The sequence below is a fragment of the Streptomyces sp. C genome, from assembly GCF_000158895.1.
GTDB lineage: Bacteria > Actinomycetota > Actinomycetes > Streptomycetales > Streptomycetaceae > Streptomyces > Streptomyces racemochromogenes.
The window spans coordinates 2,260,849-2,276,997 of the sequence record NZ_GG657750.1; the positions used below are offsets into that span (position 1 = coordinate 2,260,849).

A 16,149-nucleotide genomic window follows, 5' to 3' on the forward strand; every position below is an offset into this window, starting at 1 on the left:
CTGGCGCTGCTGGCGGCCGTCGGCGGCGCGGACGTCGCCGCGATCACCGGCTTCCTGCTCCAGTCCGCGGTACGCCGTACGCCTGTCATCCTCGACGGGGTCGTCTCGGCGGCCTGCGGGCTGGTGGCCCAGAGGGCCGCCTTCCGCGCCCCCGACTGGTGGCTGGCCGGGCAGTCCAGCGGGGAGCCGGGCCAGGCCAAGGCACTGGACCGGATGGCACTCAACCCGGTGCTCGACCACGGCGTCACAGTAGGAGAAGGCACCGGCGCCCTGCTGGCGCTCCCCCTGGTCCAGGCGGCCGCCGCACTCGCGGCGGAACTCCCGGAAAGGGCTGCTGCGGAACAGCCGACGGACTGAGACACCGGGCACTAAGGGCCTGACCAGTCCGCAGTGCTCGCACTGCGCTGCGGACCGGTGACGCCCCATATCATCGCTTTTCATGGGAGAGGTCCGCTTGACCAGCGCAGAAACCGACCGGAGCCTCGATCAGGCCTCCGGCAAGGGTTCCAACAACAAGAAGGAGCAGGGAGGGGAAGCGGCCGCGAAGCCGGAGAGCCGCAGGGGCACTCCCCGGTCGCGGCGCGGAGCCGCCTTCGCGGTCTGGTACCTGCGGATCGTCACCTTCGTCAACTTCCTCAGCGCGGTGTGGCTCTCGCTCGGGCAGGACCTGCGCCGCCACAACACCGCCGACTTCTACACCCCCTACCTGCTGACGGCCGGGTTCGCCTCCGGGCTGTTCTCGCTGCTGCTCGCGGTCACGATGGGCCGCCGCAAGCGGGCCGCCTGGATCCTGAACCTCGTGGTCAGCGGCATGCTGCTGCTCGCCTTCGCGGTCGCCGCGTTCGCGCCCTGCACGAGCGGCGAACTGAGCATGTGCTACCCCGAGTTCCGCCAGCACGCCCAGAACTGGGTCTCGCTCGCCCTGACCGCCGCCTTCGTCGGCGCCCTCCTGCTGGGCCGCCACGAGTTCTACGCCAAGGGCGACCGCTCCAACCCGAAGCTCGCCACCGCCGTGGCCGCCGTCGGCCTGCTGCTCACCTCGCTGATCGCCGCCCTGCTCGTCGGCGCCACCAACACCGACGCCGACCGCGCCGACGCCACCTTCCTGGCCCGCTGGCGGTACGGCGTGATGCGGCTGATCACACTGGCGCCCGACGACAAGGCCTACCGCGCCATCACCACGCCCGCCTGGGTCGACGTCGCCATCAACGTGATGTCGATGCTGCTGCTGCTCGCCGTGCTGTTCGCCGCGTTCCGCTCGCGGCGCGCCGTCGACCCGATCACCCCCGAGGACGAGGAACGGCTGCGGGCGCTCCTCGCCAAGCAGGGCGACCGCGACTCGCTCGGCTACTTCGCGCTGCGCCGCGAGAAGTCCGTCATCTGGTCCCCGACCGGCAAGGCCGCCGTCACCTACCGCGTCGTCGGCGGGGTCTCGCTGGCCTCCGGCGACCCCATCGGCGACCCCGAGGCCTGGCCCGGCGCGATCGAGCCCTGGCTGGCCGAGGCCCGCGAGCACGGCTGGGTCCCGGCCGTGATGGGCGCCAGCGAGGAAGCCGGGCAGATCTACGCCCGGCACGGCCTGGACGCCCTGGAACTGGGCGACGAGGCCATCGTGGAGACCGACGAGTTCACGCTGGAGGGCCGCGCCATGCGCACCGTCCGCCAGGCCTACAACCGCGTCAAGCGGGCCGGCTACACCGTCCGCATCCGCCGCCACGCCGACATCCCCGCCGACGAGATGGCGGTACTGCTGGAGCGCGCCGACGACTGGCGCGACGGCGCGACCGAGCGCGGCTTCTCCATGGCACTGGGCCGCCTGGGCGACCCGGGCGACGGCCAGTGCGTGATGCTGGAGTGCACCGACGGCAACGGCGACCTGCGCGCCGTGCTGTCCTTCGTGCCGTGGGGGCCCAAGGGGCTGTCCCTGGACCTGATGCGCCGTGACCGGGACTCCGAGAACGGCCTGATGGAGTTCATGGTCATCGAGCTGCTGGAGCGCTCGAAGGAGATCGGCGTCACACAGGTCTCGCTCAACTTCGCGATGTTCCGCTCCGTCTTCGAGCGGGGGTCCAAGCTCGGCGCGGGGCCGGTGCTGCGCATGTGGCGCTCGCTGCTGAGCTTCTTCTCCCGTTGGTGGCAGATCGAGTCCCTCTACCGGGCCAACGCCAAATACCGCCCGATCTGGGAGCCGCGGTTCATGCTCTTCGAGAAGAGTTCGGACCTGCTGCGGATCGGTATCGCGGCGGGTCGGGCCGAGGGCTTCCTGGAGGCACCCGGCCTGCCCAAGTGGCTGCACCGCAAGCACCTGGAGACGATTCGTTGACGTCGTGGAAGACGGAGGTCCGGCAGTTCGCCCGCCGTGAGTGGGGCCCTCTGCTGCTGACCGTGCGGGACGCACTCGTCCGCGACACGTGGCGGGCCGTCCCGATGACCCTCGGGGCGGTCGCCCTGACCTCCGTCTTCCAGATCGTCCAGAACACCCCCTGGGGCTTCCAGCCCGTACAGGACCTGGGGTCCGTGAAGGCCGCCGACCCGCTGTGGCTGGCGCTGCTGCGGACCCCGCTCTCCCTCTTCGTCCCCGCCCTCGACCTGCCCGTGTGGGGGGCGCTCGCCCAGATCCTGCTGGTCTTCGGCATCGCCGAGATCTGCATCGGCTGGTGGCGCACCCTGCTCATCGGCTACGTCGCCACCATCGCCGGGACCACGTACGCCCGCATCGGGCTCTCGCTGGGCCCCGACCACCCCTTCGGGCTGCCCGTGACCGACCGGATCGTCAACGACACCGGGCCGTCGGCGGCCGTGGTCGGCCTCGCCATCTACGTGTGCTGGCGCTACCGGGCCTACCTCACCGGGGCCCTGGTGATCCTCGTGATGATCGGCGAGGTACTGGTCAAGAACAACCTCGCCGGCAAGGAGCACCTGGCGGCCATCGCCGCCGTCATGGCGGTGTGCGTGGTCCGCGCCCAGTGGGGCCCCGCCCGCTCCCGAACCCCCCTCGGCCCCCGGCCGCCCGCTCCCCCCTCGCCGCCCACGCCCCCGGGACCCGCGCGGCTCTAGCCGGAGCCCGTACCGTGTCCGGGTGACGACAGACCTCGGGCCCCTCGCCGCCACCCGGCAGTGGATGCGGGCGCATCCGCTCGCCACCGACGCCGTACTCGCGTTCGGGGCGCTGGTCGCCATGGTCGTCGGGTCCTTCGCCGACCCGCACGGGCCGCACGGGCCGACCTTCGGCACGCGCACGCCCGAGTCCCTCTCCCTGCTGCTGATGCTGCTCGGCGCCGCCGCCCTCGTCCTGCGGCGCCGCAGGCCCCGTACGGTGCTCGCCGTCACCTGCGGGCTGTCCCTGCTGGAGCTGACCACCGGCGAGCCGAGGGCACCCGTCGCCATGAGCGCGGTGATCGCCCTGTACACGGTGGCCGCGCTCACCGACCGGCCCACCACCTGGCGGACCGGGCTGCTCACGATGGCCGGGCTCACCGGGGTGGCGATGCTGGCCGGCCCGATGCCCTGGTACGCGCAGGAGAACATCGGCATCTTCGCCTGGACCGGGATGGCCGCCGCCGCAGGTGACGCCGTACGCAGCCGGCGGGCCTTCGTCGACGCCATACGGGAGCGGGCCGAACGAGCCGAACGCACCCGCGAGGAGGAGGCCCGGCGGCGCGTCGCCGAGGAACGGCTGCGGATCGCCCGGGACCTGCACGACGTGGTGGCCCACCACATCGCCCTGGTCAACGTCCAGGCCGGGGTGGCCGCGCACGTCATGGACAAGCGGCCCGACCAGGCGAAGGAAGCCCTCGCCCACGTACGGGACGCCAGCCGCAGCGCGCTGAACGAGCTGCGCGCCACGGTGGGGCTGCTGCGCCAGTCCGGCGACCCGGAGGCCCCGACGGAACCCGCGCCGGGACTGGCCCTGCTGGACGAACTCCTCGACACCTTCCGGCACGCGGGCCTCCCGGTGGCGGCGACCGTCCAGCTCGGCCCCGGCACCGAGCCACTGCCGGCCGCCGTGGACCTGGCGGCGTACCGGGTCATCCAGGAGGCGCTGACCAACGTCCGCAAGCACGCGGGCCCGGGAGCACAGGCCGAGGTCAGCGTGGTCCGGGTCGGGCCCTCGGTGGAGGTGACCGTACTGGACGACGGCGGCGACTCGGCGGACTCCTCCCCGTCCCCCATCGACCCGGGCGGCGGCCACGGCCTCCTCGGCATGCGCGAACGCACGGGCGCCCTGGGCGGCTCCTGCTTCGCGGGCCCCCGGTACGGGGGCGGGTTCAGGGTGCACGCGATCTTGCCGGGGTGAGGGGGGGCGGGGCGTACGGGGTTTGCGGCGCGGGCCCGCTGTCTCCCCCTCGACCCCCTGGGGTCGAGCGGTGTTTGCCCACCCGCCCCCTTGTCTGCGGGCCGGTGGTTCGGGGAGCGGGACCCCCTTCGGCGGTCTCAGGGAGGGTTGGGGGCTTCCCGTCAGTCCCATCGTCCTTCCGGTTCGGGCCGGTCCCTCAAGGGCGCTCCTTCGTCGCGTCGCTACGCGATCGCCTTCGGCGACCCTTGACCGACCGACCCGAACCGGAAAGCCGAAAGACTGCCGGGAAACCCCCAAAGAAACGGCACGGGGCAGAGAAGCGAGGAGCGGCTCCCTCAGCGATGAGACGAGGGACCGGGCGCCGGCCCACCGGGCATCCGGGCCCTCAAAAGTCGCGATCCGGAGCCGGTGCGCGACTACCCGCACGAGAAGGCGAACAGAGCAGCCCAGGAAGCCGACAGGCGCGACAGATCGCTACGCGCTCCTCCCGGCTTAGCGTCGGACGACCGCCTTGGGCTGATAACCGCACCAGAGGGCGAACAGAGCGGCACAGGCATCCGACAGACGCGACAGATCGCTACGCGCTCCTCTGGTCTCGGCGGCCGGCCGCCGTCTTGGGCTGGTCCGGGGCGGGTTCGAGGTTGGTGGCGGCGGTGGTGAATTCGCGACCGCAGGCGCCCCGGATGTAGGCCAGTTCCATCCAGCGCTCGATGCCGGCGTCGGAGACGTTCTCGTTGATGACGGCCATCAGATCGCCTTCGACGCCTGAGGCGATGTCGCGGACGCGGCGGCGGAGAAGGCGGTGCGGGACGTACTCGTACTGCTCACTCATCGGGTCCTCCTCAAAGCGCATGCCGTCAGTACAACCGAGGTGGCGGGCAAGATGCGGCCTAGGTGCGGTAGATGGTCGGTCGTTCTGCCGTCTGGTCCGGGGTGAGGCCTTCGACGGTGAGGTTCCCCGTCCAAAGGTGGTCGCGGTTGGCGTAGGTTGCGTCGAAGCTGACCCGCTTGCCGCCGGGCTCCAGCTTCCAGTCCTGTTCATGGAAGTGGGCGATGTGGTCGCTTCCGCAGACGAACGAGCGGGTGGCCTGTGTGAGGATCCACTGGGCCAGCTCGTGATCCGTGGCCGTGGCGCGGCCGCAGGTGCGGGCCATCTGCCAGAGCCGGCCCCACTGGACCCCGGGGGTCAGGGGGCCGACCACGGCCACGTCGCCGATACGCCGCTGATCACGGTGGTGGTTGGCGTAGCCGAAGACGATCCCGAACATCGCGAACACGGTGACCCGGCCTCGTCCGGTCAGGCCCTCGTCATTGCTGCTCATCAGTGGAACCCTTGGGATGGTGCGGTCCGGGCGCCTTAGCCACGCCCGGACCGCTGTTTTTCAGCAGCAGGGGCCGTCGCCGCAGCACGCGGACTGGTTGCAGTCGGCGGCCGTGCCCCACAGGCTCGTGTCCACCTCGAACCCGGCCGCCTTGATCCGGTCCGCCGTGGACACCATCAGGGACCTGGTGCGGACCTTTGAGTTCGGGGCGTGGTGCACGAAGTAGTCGAACTGGGCATGGCACCAGTCGGCGTACTCCCGGCTGTGGAGCACGAAGGTGTGCCAGCCCGGGTCCACCTGCTGACTCGGAGCGATGTCGTAGGCCTTTTCGCTGCCGAGGACGTACACGAACGCGATGGCCTGGTCCATCACACCGTCCGCCACCACACGCTCGTACCCGTACTCGTCCGCGCAGAACGCGGCAAGCCGCTCGAACAGCTCGGGGCTGACGAGGTCACGTCCACGCCTCAAGGAGACAGGGGATTCCAGCATCGTCGTCATCTCAGACTTCCTCTCGTTCGATGCTCAGGGGGCTGCTGGGGCGAGAGCTGGTCTCCGCCCGTGCTGCCGGACTTGCGGGCATCGCCTCGGTCCCGTTGCCGTGCATGGAAGGAGCGCCAGGCACGTGCTCGCCGTTCCTCGGGTGCCATGTACTCCGGGAGCCGCCTCACGTCGCCAGGTGTGCTGACGACAGTAGGAACGGGGTCAGAGCAACCTCAACGAACTTGCATGGGCTTGCGGACAGTCACCCGAGTGCGGCAATTGCTTCCGCGATCAGGGCGCGGGCCGGCTGCCCATGGCAAGCCAGTTTGGCCAGCTCGGCGAACATGCGGGCGTACGTCTCGATCTCGCTGGGCTGCTTCACGGTGACCTGTGCGGTTGCCAGTTCGATGATCACTTGGGTTTCGTCGTAGATCCAGAATCCTTCGACGGGCCACATGACCCTTTCGACGGTCATAGGAATCACACCAAGGCTGACGTTCGGCAACGCAGCTACTTGAAGCAGCTGCCCAAGCTGAGCGGCCATCACGCCGGGGCCGCCGAATCGGGAGCGGAGCGCGGATTCCTCCAGCACGATTCCAAAGCACCGGTGGGTGTCGTGGAGGTAGCGCTGGCGGCGCATGCGCACCCTGACCGCTGCCTCGACGTCGTCCGGGATCTGCCTGAACGTGACAATGCGGCTCATGATCGCGGTCGCATAGTCGGCCGTCTGAACGAGGCCTGGGATCACCCCGGGCTCGTAGATGCGGAAGCGGCTTGTACGTGCGTACAGCGGGACATGGGCCTCTTGACCATGCTTGAGGCCTGCGCGCTGCAAACGTCTCCACTCCACGTACATCTCGTCGATGCCGTGGGCAGTGGCACGCAGGTCTTCGTACGCATCTGGGATTCCGCAGATGGTGACGTAGGCAAGGAGGTCTCGGTCAGAGGGCGGCGTCTTGCCGTTCTCGATGCGAGAGGCCTTGGACTCACTCCAGCCGGCACGCGCGGCCAACGCCCGTGCTGTCAGGCCGGTCGGCTTGCGAATGTCTCGCAGCCGTCTGCCGAGAGCAGCGCGGGCGTCTTGGACTGCCGATGAAGGTGACGTGTTCACAGGCTAGGTGGGCTGGTACTCCGAGTGGGGCGTCGCTCGGTCCCAGACGGCTTCGAACGCGCTCGTGCACAGCTTGAGGACCGTCGGGTCCTCCGTCATCTCCAACCACTCGCCCGGGGCGGGCTCGCCGTTCCCGTCGAAGTGCAGGACGAGTACGGTTCTGTTGTCGAACACCCAGAAGTCGTTGCCCGGGAAGGCGATGTCAGTCGCGTGGCGGCGGGGAAGCCACTTGATCTGCTCTCCAGCCCTGACGTTGGCATCCGAGACGTGGTGTTCGAAGCGGAGGTAGTCCGATTCCGGAACGGAGAACACGCGGGCACGTCGAATCACGACGCCCCTGTCCGTCGCCTTCCGCACCCACTTGAGCCAAGGGCGCATCTCCGGGTCGTTGTCCTCGGGCAGGTCGCGAGATCCCTGCTGCCAGGCAACGAAGCTGGGGTCGGACTCCATGTACCCGTCCCGCATCTCCAGATGGATCGCGCTGTGCTCGGTCGAAGCAAGAAGCTCCTCAAACGACGGGACCGTCGGCACCCTTTACCTCCAAGAAGTACTGCACCATGCGTCGCGGCAGCTCGATGACGTCTTCGTGGTCCGGGATGTCCATCAGCTGCCTGCGCTCGGCGTCCGTCACCTTGAACCCCTGCACCAGGTACGTGTCCGCGGCGTCGTCGAGGTAGATCGTTGGCGAGCCGCCGTCCTTGCTCTCAGGGTCCTTGCCAAGCTTGCGCAGAGCCATGGTGTCCTCCTCGCTCGTGGCTGATCGCCAAGTGAAAGCTTGCGCTGCAGAACCCACCGGATGCACCGAACTTGCATGAACTTGCGCGCTGAATGCCTCCTCACCCGGCGGGTGGCCGCCCGTCCCAGAGGGGTTTGCCTCTGACCTGGCCGAACAGACGGCGACTGGTGCAGCTCATAGGGGCCGTTGATCAACCACTGACGTATTCCCGGAACGGCACGGACGCTTCCACAGCGATCCGTTGGTACTCGACGAACGGCGTGGGGTCGCCTTCGTGCAACTCGCGGCCGATCTGCCTAACGTCTTGAACTTGGACGCCCAGTCCTCACCGTCCAAGAACACGGATCCCCCATTCCGGGCCATGGCCCGCGCTCCCCGTGACAGATCCCGGGCGGACCTGCTGGCCACGACCGTAGAGCTCCATCCACACCAGGCCAAGACGGCCCCCGGCCGCCGAGATCAGAGGAGCGCGTAGCGATCTGTCGCGTCTGTCGGATGCCTGCGCCGATCTGTTCGCCCTCTGCTGCGGGTATCAGCCCAAGGCGGTCGTCCGACGCTGAGCCGGGAGGAGCGCGTAGCGATCTGTCGCGCCTGGGGGCTCCGCAGGGCCGTCTGGTCACCCTCTCGTGCGGGTAGCCGGGCCCCGACTCGGAATCTCGACTCTTGAGGGCCCGGATGCCCGGCGGGCCGGCCCCGCGGCACCGCGCATGGTCCCTGAGAGACCCGCCCCTCCACCATGGACCGTGCCGTTTCTTCGGGGGTTTCCCGGCAGTCTTTCGGCTTTCCGGTTCGGGTCGGTCGGTCAAGGGTCGCCGAAGGCGATCGCGAAGCGACGCGACGAAGGAGCGCCCTTGAGGGACCGGCCCGAACCGGAAGGACGATGGGACTGACGGGAAGCCCCCAACCCTCCCTGATCCGGTCCCAGGGGATACCGCTCCCCGTCCACCGGCCCGCAGACAAGGGGGCGGGTGGGCAGCCACCGACCCGCCCCCACTCCCTCGAGGGGGAGATAGCGGGCCCGGGCCGTGAGCCCCGTCAGCACGTCCTACGCCATGGGCCCAGGTCCAGCTTCTTTTGCAGGGAGCTGAGTTGTAGGCGCTTCGACTGGTTGCAGAAGCGGGTCGTCTGGAGTTCGTACTCCGCGTGGAAGACGGCTTTGCCCGCCTTGATGAAGGGGGTCAGGGTGTCGCACTCGTCGTATTCCGCGCACTGTTCGTTGACCGCGAAGTCGTAGTCGCCGACCAACTGGGGGATCTGGTCGAGGTCGTTCTTGAGGCCGACCGCCATGCCCCGGTCGTGGGCCAGGCGCGCGATGAGGCGGTTGTACGTCAGCTGGTCAGCGGCCGTGAGGGGGAAGCCCGAGTCGTTGCGGTAGGCGTCCATGTTGTCGGGTTCGATCGCGTCGAAGCCCTTGTCGCGGCACATGTCGAAGCGCTTCGCCATCAGCGGTTCCAGTTCACCGACCCGGCGGATGTCGAGCCAGCGTTCGCCCTTCCAGCCGTTGCCCTTCCCGAGGAGCGGGGCGGCGAAGTCGCCCGCGTCGGGGCGGAAGTCCTCCCAGGCGCCGGTGGAGAGGTAGCAGATGGTGCGGCGGCCGTCCCGCCGAAGGGCCGCCACCTCCTCCTTCGTCGTGTTGAAACCGTCGACGTCGTACACCGGCACGTCGACCGACGTGTCCAGCTTGCCCGTGAGCTGCCACTGCCAGGGCGTGCCGGGCCGGGGTTGCCAGCGTTCCCCCGGCTTCTGGGCGGGCCAGGTGGGGGCGGGGCCGACGCCCTCGCCGTCGTCGTCGGGCTCGGCGGTGCAGGCCGCCGCCGTGAGCAGCAGCAGGGCGGCCGCCAGGGCGGTGGGGAAACGCTTCATCCGGCGGTCTCCAGGGCGTACGGGAGGGTGCCCCACGGGTGGGCCCCCGTGCCGGGGACCGCGCAGTGCACCCCCGCGTGGCGCTCGGCGGCGAGTGCGGCGGCGGGGGCGTCGGGCGGGACGGCGTACACGAGGTGGCAGAACCGTCGGGCGGGGTGGTCGGCGGTCCACGGGGGCGGGGTGGCGGCCTGGTCGCGGTAGGCGTCCCAGGGGCCTTCGAAGGTGACGAGCAGGTCGGCGAGCCGGAGGTACCCGGGGTGGGGGTGGACTCCGTGGTTCAGTACGAGCGTACGGGCGCCCGCCGCCCTGGCCGCGACGGCGAGCCGGCCGTAGTGCGGGAGGAGTTCCGGGTCGGCGGCGGCCTGGTCGAGGAAGGCTCCGTCGGCCCCGTACCAGTCGCGGTGGCGCAGCAGGTCCTGGACGACGGCTGCGTGCGGGCGCCGCCCGTAGTCGGTGTCGGTGTAGCCGAGGACGGGTACGCCGGCGTCGCGGAGCCGGGCGGCGACGGCGGCGAACCCTTCGTCGGGGGCCCGGCCGGGCCCGCTGTCGGGGTTGAGCACCACCGAGTGCAGTTGTCCGGCGCAGCGGATGAGCCGTTCCCACTCCTCGGGCCGGTCGGCGGGGTGCTCGTAGAGCGGCACCAGCAGCATGGGGTTCCTTCGTCTTCCTTCGTCGGCGGTGCTTCAGCGGTGTGCGGTGGCGCGGCCGAGGAGCAGGCAGACCAGGACGGCCAGGGCGGCCGCCGCGGTGCCGGCCACCGCCAGCTGGACCAGGCGGGGTTGTCCGATTCCGGCGAGCAGGGCCAGGCTCTGGGCGAAGGCCGCGCCGGAGCAGACCACGGCGGCGGGGCGGACCGCGCCGAAGGACTGCAGGAGCAGCCCGGTCCACATCACGGTGCCGAGCAGCAGCAGGGTGGCGATGCGGAGTCCGGTGAGTCCGGGGGCGTGCGGCCACAGCAGGGTGCCGGTGGCGCCGAGGACGAGCAGCACCGCCAGGTAGGCGGTGAGGCAGCGGGCCAGGGTGAGGAGCATGCGGCGCCAGAACGCGCCGGGTGAGCGGGCCGCCCGCAGCCCGGCGAGGCTGCCGCTGCGGAAGCGGTGGAGGAGCCATTCGGCGGGGCCCATGCTGAGGGTGAGGGCCACCGCGGAGGGTGCGGCGACGGCTTCGGCGGGGCCGCCGCTGAGCACTTCCCCCAGGGCGGCGTAGAGCACGAGCAGGCCGGTGCCGAGGCCGAACACCCCGTAGGGCGCGGAGTCACCGATGCGGGGTCCGCGCCGGGTGTGGTCCTCCTCGGCGCCGCGCAGCATCCGCCAGCGCACGGGGCCGCCTTCGCCCGGGCGCCGTTCCGCCCAGTGGTGGATCCTGCGCACCCCGGCCCGTACGCCCTTGGCGACCGGCAGCTCCCTGAGGGCGAGGGTGCAGGCGGCCAGCAGGGACACGAGGAGCAGGGTGATGCGCAGGGGCACGGGCGGGTCGGTGAACAGGGCGAGGACCGCTCCGGCGGCCATGGGGGCGAGTGCGGCGAGCAGCAGCCTTTCGCGGCCCAGTACCAGGAGCACGGTGGCGGCGCCGACGTAGACGGCCTGGCCTGCGGCGAAGGCGTACGAGAACGGCGGGCCGCCGGGAACGGCGAAGGCGGCGGCGGTGCCGAGGAGGGCTCCGGCGGGAGCGCCGACGAGGAGGGTGCGTCCGGCGGCGGCCCGGTCGCCGAGGCCGAGCCAGGAGTAGGCGCGGTGGGACAGGCTCTGGTCCCAGACCCAGCCGATGAGGGCGCCGGCGAGCAGGGTGAGGGTGCCGGCGGGCAGTCCGAGCCGGTCGGGGGGGCCTTCGAGGAGGGGTGCGCCCAGGATGTAGGCGAGGCCGGGCAGGGCGAAGATCAGGCCGCGGAGCAGGCAGGCGGTGAGGGAGACCTTCCAGGGGTCGGGGAGCCGGTCGGGTTCGGGGAAGGTGCGGGGGACGCGGGCGTAGAGCTCTTCGGCGAGGCCGAAGGAGTCGTGGCGGCCGTAGGTGAGGCGGATGTGTTCGTCGGTCATCCCGTCGGATTCGAGGATGGCGGCGATCTCGTCGGGGTGGACGGCGGCGCCGGCGAAGGCGCCGAGGCGGTGGGCCAGTTCGTCCAAGGGGTCGGCGGCCGGGGCCCCGGGCCCGCCGGGGCGGGGCCGGGGCAGGTCGGGCAGGGTGTCGGTGCGTCCGGCGGGGGCCGGGCGGCCGACGTGGACCCAGGTGCCTTCGGGGCCGGGGGGCTTGAGCCAGAGGGATCCGCTCACCACATGCTCCCGTCGGCCGCGAGTTCCTTGTTCCGGGGGTCCTGGGACCAGGGGTCGGTGATCCGCCGGGTCCAGTCGCCGTCGGTGCGGACGGGCAGGGCGTGCCGGCCCGGACCTGTCTGGTCGGCGAGTTCGCGGTAGATGTGCCGGAAGCCGTCGACGGACTGGTGGAGGGTGAACTTCTCGACGACGCGCCGGCGGGACAAGCGGCCGAGTTCGGCGCGGCGTTCGTCGTCGCGGAGGAGGGCGAGGGTGGCGCGGGCCATGGTCTCGGGTTCGCGGGGCGGGACGACGAGGCCGGTGTCGCCGACGGCTTCGCGGACGCCTCCGACGTCGGTGGAGACGGTGGTGCGGCCGCAGGACATGGCTTCGATGATGCTGAAGGGGAAGCCTTCGCTGATGCTGGAGAGCATGACGACGGAGCCGGCGGCGTAGGCCTTGGCGACCTGGTCGATGCGGCCCTCGTAGGTGATGCCGTCGGTGACGCCGAGTTCGGCGGCGAGTTTCTCCAGGCGGAGCCTGTAGTCCTCGCAGCCGGCCGGGACGGGGCCGAAGAGGCGCAGGCGCAGGGCGGGGAGTTCCTCGCGCATGTAGGCGTAGGCGCGGATCAGGGTTTCGAGGTCCTTGATCGGGTCGATGCGGCCGCACCAGCTGAGGGTGGGCACGTCCGGTTCGGGGCCGGCTTCGGGGAAGGCGTGCGGGTCGACGCCGTTGTAGACGGTGCGGATGCGTTCGGAGTCGGCGCCTCCGCGTTCTTCCCAGCGTCGGTTGTACTGGTTGCAGGGGGTGATCAGGTCGGCCTGCCGGTAGCCCTCGGAGTTGAGCTCGCGGTAGAAGCCCAGCATCAGGGCCTTGACGGGCCAGCGCTGGGCGGCGGTGCGGTAGCCGAGGTAGCGCTCGCGCAGGTAGATGCCGTGCTCGGTGAGGAGGAAGGGCACTCCGTCGAGGTGTTTGGCGGCGAGGGCGGGGAGGGTGGCGAGGCCGCTGCTGACGGCGTGGGCGACGCTGTCGGGCGGGATCCGTACCGCGAGCGGGCGCAGGGCGTGTTCCAGCAGGTCGGTGGCGGTGAGCGCGTCGTGGACGGTGGGTTCGGCGGCGGCGGTGGCCAGGCCGGGGCGGGTCCATACGGTCATCAGCAGGCGCAGTACCGCTTCGGAGCGCAGGGCGGGGGTGAGGCGGCCGGCGCGGGCGAGGCGGGCGAGTCCGCCCAGGGCCTCGGAGAAGCCCCCGTGTTCGGGGTCGATGAGGGAGAGCAGGAAGGTTTCGTACGTTTCGGTGAAGCGGCGGCGGGCCTTGCCGCGCAGGGCCGTGCGGCGGGTGCGGGCGGGCGGCGGTCCCCAGAGCGGGACGGCGGTGTGCCGGTAGACGTTGCGCGGCAGCTCCCAGGTGACCGGCTCTCGTCCGGAGCCGGTGAGGGCTATGACGTTGAAGTCGACCTCCGGCATGCCGCGTACCAGCTGGTCGCACCAGGTGCTGACGCCGCCGTGGACGTGCGGGTAGGTGCCTTCGGTGAGCATGGTGACATGACGCCCATGGCTCATGTGGTGTGTCCCCCCAGGACGGAAAAGGGGCCGGCGCCCGTGGTGCGTGCGTGGAGCGCCGGCTCTGGTGTTACGTGTGCCGCTGGTCGTCCGGGCGGCGGTACGGGCGGTACGGCCGGTATGGGTCGCGCGGGTGGTTCGGGTGCCGCGGGCGGGTCAGAGGAGCTTGAGCGTGACCTGCGACTGGAGCAGCTCGGGGGCCGTCCAGGCGGAGCGGGTGCCGGCGTATGCGGTGCCGAATTCGGCGGTGCCGAGGAGCAGCTGCTTCTTGGTGCCGTTCGGGGCGGTGACCGGGGCGACGACTCCGGACGGGGCCTTGACGACGACGTCCTTGCCGATCTTGTAGGCGGTCACCTTGCCGTCGGCGAGGGCCTTGTTCCAGGCTGCGCGGCGCTGGAGCTCGACGCCGGTGTCCTTCATGCTCTGGTTGACGATCGGCGCGCTGGGCGCGTAGAGCGCGCGGTAGGTGTCGAGGACCCGGTTGAGCACCGGGTAGAGGGTGCGGTCCTCGGCGAGGTTGGACTGGTGGACGTAGTGCGGCCGGGGGTCGTTGGCCAGCACGTGGCGCATGGCGGTGCGGGCCTCGGCGGGGACGATGTGGTCGAGGTAGCCGGTGTCGGTGTCGAGCGGGGCCGGCAGGCAGGTGGAGGTCGCCGGGTTGTCCTCGCAGATGCCGCTGCCGCCGTCGGCGCGGCTGGTGTAGATCCAGTTGTACTCGTCGGCCATCTCCGCGTTGGTGCCCGTGTTGTAGTACACGTTCATCGGGTGGCGGGGGACGGTCAGGGCGGCGCCGACGGCCCGCTGGTCGGGTTCGCGGGAGTTGTCGCTGCCGGCCCACTTGACCCCGTTGTCGGCGAGGGCGCCGGCCAGGTTGGGGTTGTCCTGCGGTTGCTGCGGGAGGGTCTTGAGGCCGGAGTGCTCGCCGGTGACCAGCTCGGAGCGGTCGAGGGTGATGCCCTTGGCCGCGGCCCAGTTGTTGTTGTCGCGGATCTGGGCGGAGATCTCGGCGCGGCTCATCCAGTTGGTGGCGCCCTGGGCGTTCTTGGTGCAGGTCCAGGGGCTGGCGCCGGTGTCCTGGACGCAGCCGAGGAAGGGGTGCGTGTAGGTGTGGTTCATCCAGCGGAACTTGGCCCGGTCGGCGACGAGCTGGGCGGTCATCGCGTCGGTGCCGCCGTTCTCGGCCTTCCACTCCTCGCCGGCGCCCGCGTTGAAGAGCATGTCCAGCTTGAAGTTCTTGGACGTCTGCCACTGCGCCGCGTACTGGGCGTCGGCGGCGGTCATCCGGATGGTGCTCTCCTTGCCCTCGCCGCCGGCGCAGGCGTAGTCGCCGGGGGTGCAGTTGAGCTCCTTGCTCCAGCGGGCGTCGGGGGCGAAGACGTCGTCGACGTGGACGGCGAAGTAGCTGCGCTCCTGCCCGAGGTGGACGCCCTGGGTGAGCCAGTCGACGATGCCGCGGGCCAGCAGCCGGAACTGCTGCTGGTACTGGTTGTAGCCGAAGGTGACGACGAGTTCGCTGCGTCCGTCGTGGGTGTACTCGCCGACGAGGGAGGCGCGGCCGCCGGTGACGGGGGCGTCGAGGTAGCTGGTGTAGCCGGTGCGGGGCTTGCCCATGAAGCCGTAGCTCTCCGGAACCATGGCGGAGTTGTCCTCGAAGGTGACCTGACCGCCGAGGTAGCCGAAGGGGCCCGCCTTGCCGGCGGTGGTGACGGCGGCCTGGGTGCCGTCGAGCTGGCCGCTGTAGCCGCCGTTGTCCGTGTATTCGAGGCCGACCCCCGGGTGGGCCCAGGTGTAGGCGTCGACCTGGCGGATCCCGTACGTCGTCTCGTACGCGGTGAGCGCCGCCATCTCGGCGGAGCCTTCGCCGAAGGGGTTCTCGTTGGGCAGGACGACCCCCTGGTACTTGGCCCGGGGGCGGCCGTCGACGGTGTCGGCGAGGAACGCGGCGTCGATGACGGGGCGGCCGGCACCGGCCAGGTCGACCCGGGTGTAGGGGACGCCGGTGTCCTTGAGCTGAGCGGTGATCGCGTCGACCGAGCTGCCGCCGTCGTCGACGACGAGCACCTTCAGGTCGATGCGCGGTGTCGCGGTCGCCGCCCGGGCGGTCGCGGCGGGTACTGCCACGGACATCAGGGCTGCCGCCGCCATCGCCGCGGCGGCCCTGTTCATCCGGTTCTTGTTGACCATTTCGGCCTTCCCCCCGCAGGCATCCCTCGACGACGGCCCATGGCGGACGGCCGGGCCGGGGAGGCACTGTGGAAATCATGCAAAAGGACCCCACGTCCCCTTGCGAGAGTGATGCGAGTCTCTCGGACCCCGTCAGCTCTAAAGGGCAAACCTGGAGCAGAGTCCACAGATGGGTGAACCTGATGGCGCGTTGATCGAACAACTTGACAAACCTTGTAGTGGCGTACGGACGACTACCTGCGCGTAGGCTCGTTTCCGGCGGCCGCCGGGCCCTAATACGATCGCTGCGGAGCGGCCGGTGACCCCGACGCGACCCAAGCGCCCACTAACACAAACGGAAGCGAG

15 protein-coding genes are annotated in these 16,149 nt (G+C 70.7%); 4 read left to right on the forward strand and 11 right to left on the reverse strand.

The window, feature by feature from the left end:
- The 4 genes from SSNG_RS10010 to SSNG_RS10025 all read left to right on the forward strand — a co-directional run.
- The coding region (locus SSNG_RS10010) for a nicotinate-nucleotide--dimethylbenzimidazole phosphoribosyltransferase (protein WP_042800825.1) at positions 1–357 on the forward strand (357 nt) is incomplete at its 5' end.
- 250 nt (positions 358–607) lie between these two features.
- On the forward strand, positions 608–2,323 hold the full coding sequence (locus tag SSNG_RS10015) for a phosphatidylglycerol lysyltransferase domain-containing protein (RefSeq protein WP_241695215.1): 1,716 nt from the start codon (positions 608–610) through the stop codon (positions 2,321–2,323).
- On the forward strand, positions 2,320–3,057 hold the full coding sequence (locus tag SSNG_RS42940; protein ID WP_007263707.1) for a hypothetical protein: 738 nt from the start codon (positions 2,320–2,322) through the stop codon (positions 3,055–3,057). The genes SSNG_RS10015 and SSNG_RS42940 overlap by 4 nt, the downstream gene beginning before the upstream one ends.
- Before the next feature lie 64 nt (positions 3,058–3,121).
- The gene (locus tag SSNG_RS10025; protein WP_050779852.1) at positions 3,122–4,297 is read left to right on the forward strand and encodes a histidine kinase; all 1,176 of its coding nucleotides are present in this window, start codon (positions 3,122–3,124) and stop codon (positions 4,295–4,297) included.
- Positions 4,298–4,874: 577 nt separating this feature from the next.
- On the opposite strand, the gene SSNG_RS10030 is transcribed toward SSNG_RS10025, so the two are convergent.
- The 11 genes from SSNG_RS10030 to SSNG_RS10080 all read right to left on the reverse strand — a co-directional run bounded on the left by SSNG_RS10030 (position 4,875) and on the right by SSNG_RS10080 (position 15,804).
- Positions 4,875–5,129 (reverse strand): hypothetical protein, encoded by a 255-nt coding sequence (locus SSNG_RS10030; protein ID WP_042800826.1) that lies wholly within the window; start codon positions 5,127–5,129, stop codon positions 4,875–4,877.
- 58 nt (positions 5,130–5,187) lie between these two features.
- Positions 5,188–5,619, reverse strand: a complete 432-nt coding sequence (locus SSNG_RS10035) for a hypothetical protein (RefSeq protein WP_007263710.1) — start codon at positions 5,617–5,619, stop codon at positions 5,188–5,190.
- Positions 5,620–5,679: 60 nt separating this feature from the next.
- Positions 5,680–6,120, reverse strand: a complete 441-nt coding sequence (locus SSNG_RS10040) for a hypothetical protein (protein ID WP_007263711.1) — start codon at positions 6,118–6,120, stop codon at positions 5,680–5,682.
- Positions 6,121–6,364: 244 nt separating this feature from the next.
- The gene (locus tag SSNG_RS10045; protein WP_007263712.1) at positions 6,365–7,213 is read right to left on the reverse strand and encodes a helix-turn-helix transcriptional regulator; all 849 of its coding nucleotides are present in this window, start codon (positions 7,211–7,213) and stop codon (positions 6,365–6,367) included.
- A gap of 3 nt (positions 7,214–7,216) precedes the next feature.
- Positions 7,217–7,744, reverse strand: coding sequence for a DUF6879 family protein (locus SSNG_RS10050; RefSeq protein ID WP_007263713.1), 528 nt, complete (start codon positions 7,742–7,744; stop codon positions 7,217–7,219).
- Positions 7,722–7,949, reverse strand: coding sequence for a hypothetical protein (locus SSNG_RS10055; RefSeq protein WP_042800827.1), 228 nt, complete (start codon positions 7,947–7,949; stop codon positions 7,722–7,724). The genes SSNG_RS10050 and SSNG_RS10055 overlap by 23 nt, the downstream gene beginning before the upstream one ends.
- 1,035 nt (positions 7,950–8,984) lie before the next feature.
- The gene (locus SSNG_RS10060) at positions 8,985–9,812 is read right to left on the reverse strand and encodes an endo alpha-1,4 polygalactosaminidase (protein WP_007263715.1); all 828 of its coding nucleotides are present in this window, start codon (positions 9,810–9,812) and stop codon (positions 8,985–8,987) included.
- Positions 9,809–10,462, reverse strand: a complete 654-nt coding sequence (locus tag SSNG_RS10065; protein WP_007263716.1) for a spherulation-specific family 4 protein — start codon at positions 10,460–10,462, stop codon at positions 9,809–9,811. The genes SSNG_RS10060 and SSNG_RS10065 overlap by 4 nt, the downstream gene beginning before the upstream one ends.
- 33 nt (positions 10,463–10,495) lie before the next feature.
- Positions 10,496–12,079 carry a hypothetical protein gene (locus SSNG_RS10070; RefSeq protein ID WP_007263717.1) on the reverse strand — a complete coding sequence of 528 codons (1,584 nt, stop codon included), beginning with the start codon at positions 12,077–12,079 and terminating at the stop codon, positions 10,496–10,498.
- On the reverse strand, positions 12,076–13,596 hold the full coding sequence (gene pelF / locus SSNG_RS10075; RefSeq protein ID WP_241695016.1) for a GT4 family glycosyltransferase PelF: 1,521 nt from the start codon (positions 13,594–13,596) through the stop codon (positions 12,076–12,078). The genes SSNG_RS10070 and pelF overlap by 4 nt, the downstream gene beginning before the upstream one ends.
- Positions 13,597–13,776: 180 nt before the next feature.
- Entirely contained in the window at positions 13,777–15,804 is a 2,028-nt protein-coding gene (locus tag SSNG_RS10080) for a hypothetical protein (protein WP_007263719.1), read from the reverse strand.
- Between the last annotated feature and the right edge of the window lie 345 nt (positions 15,805–16,149).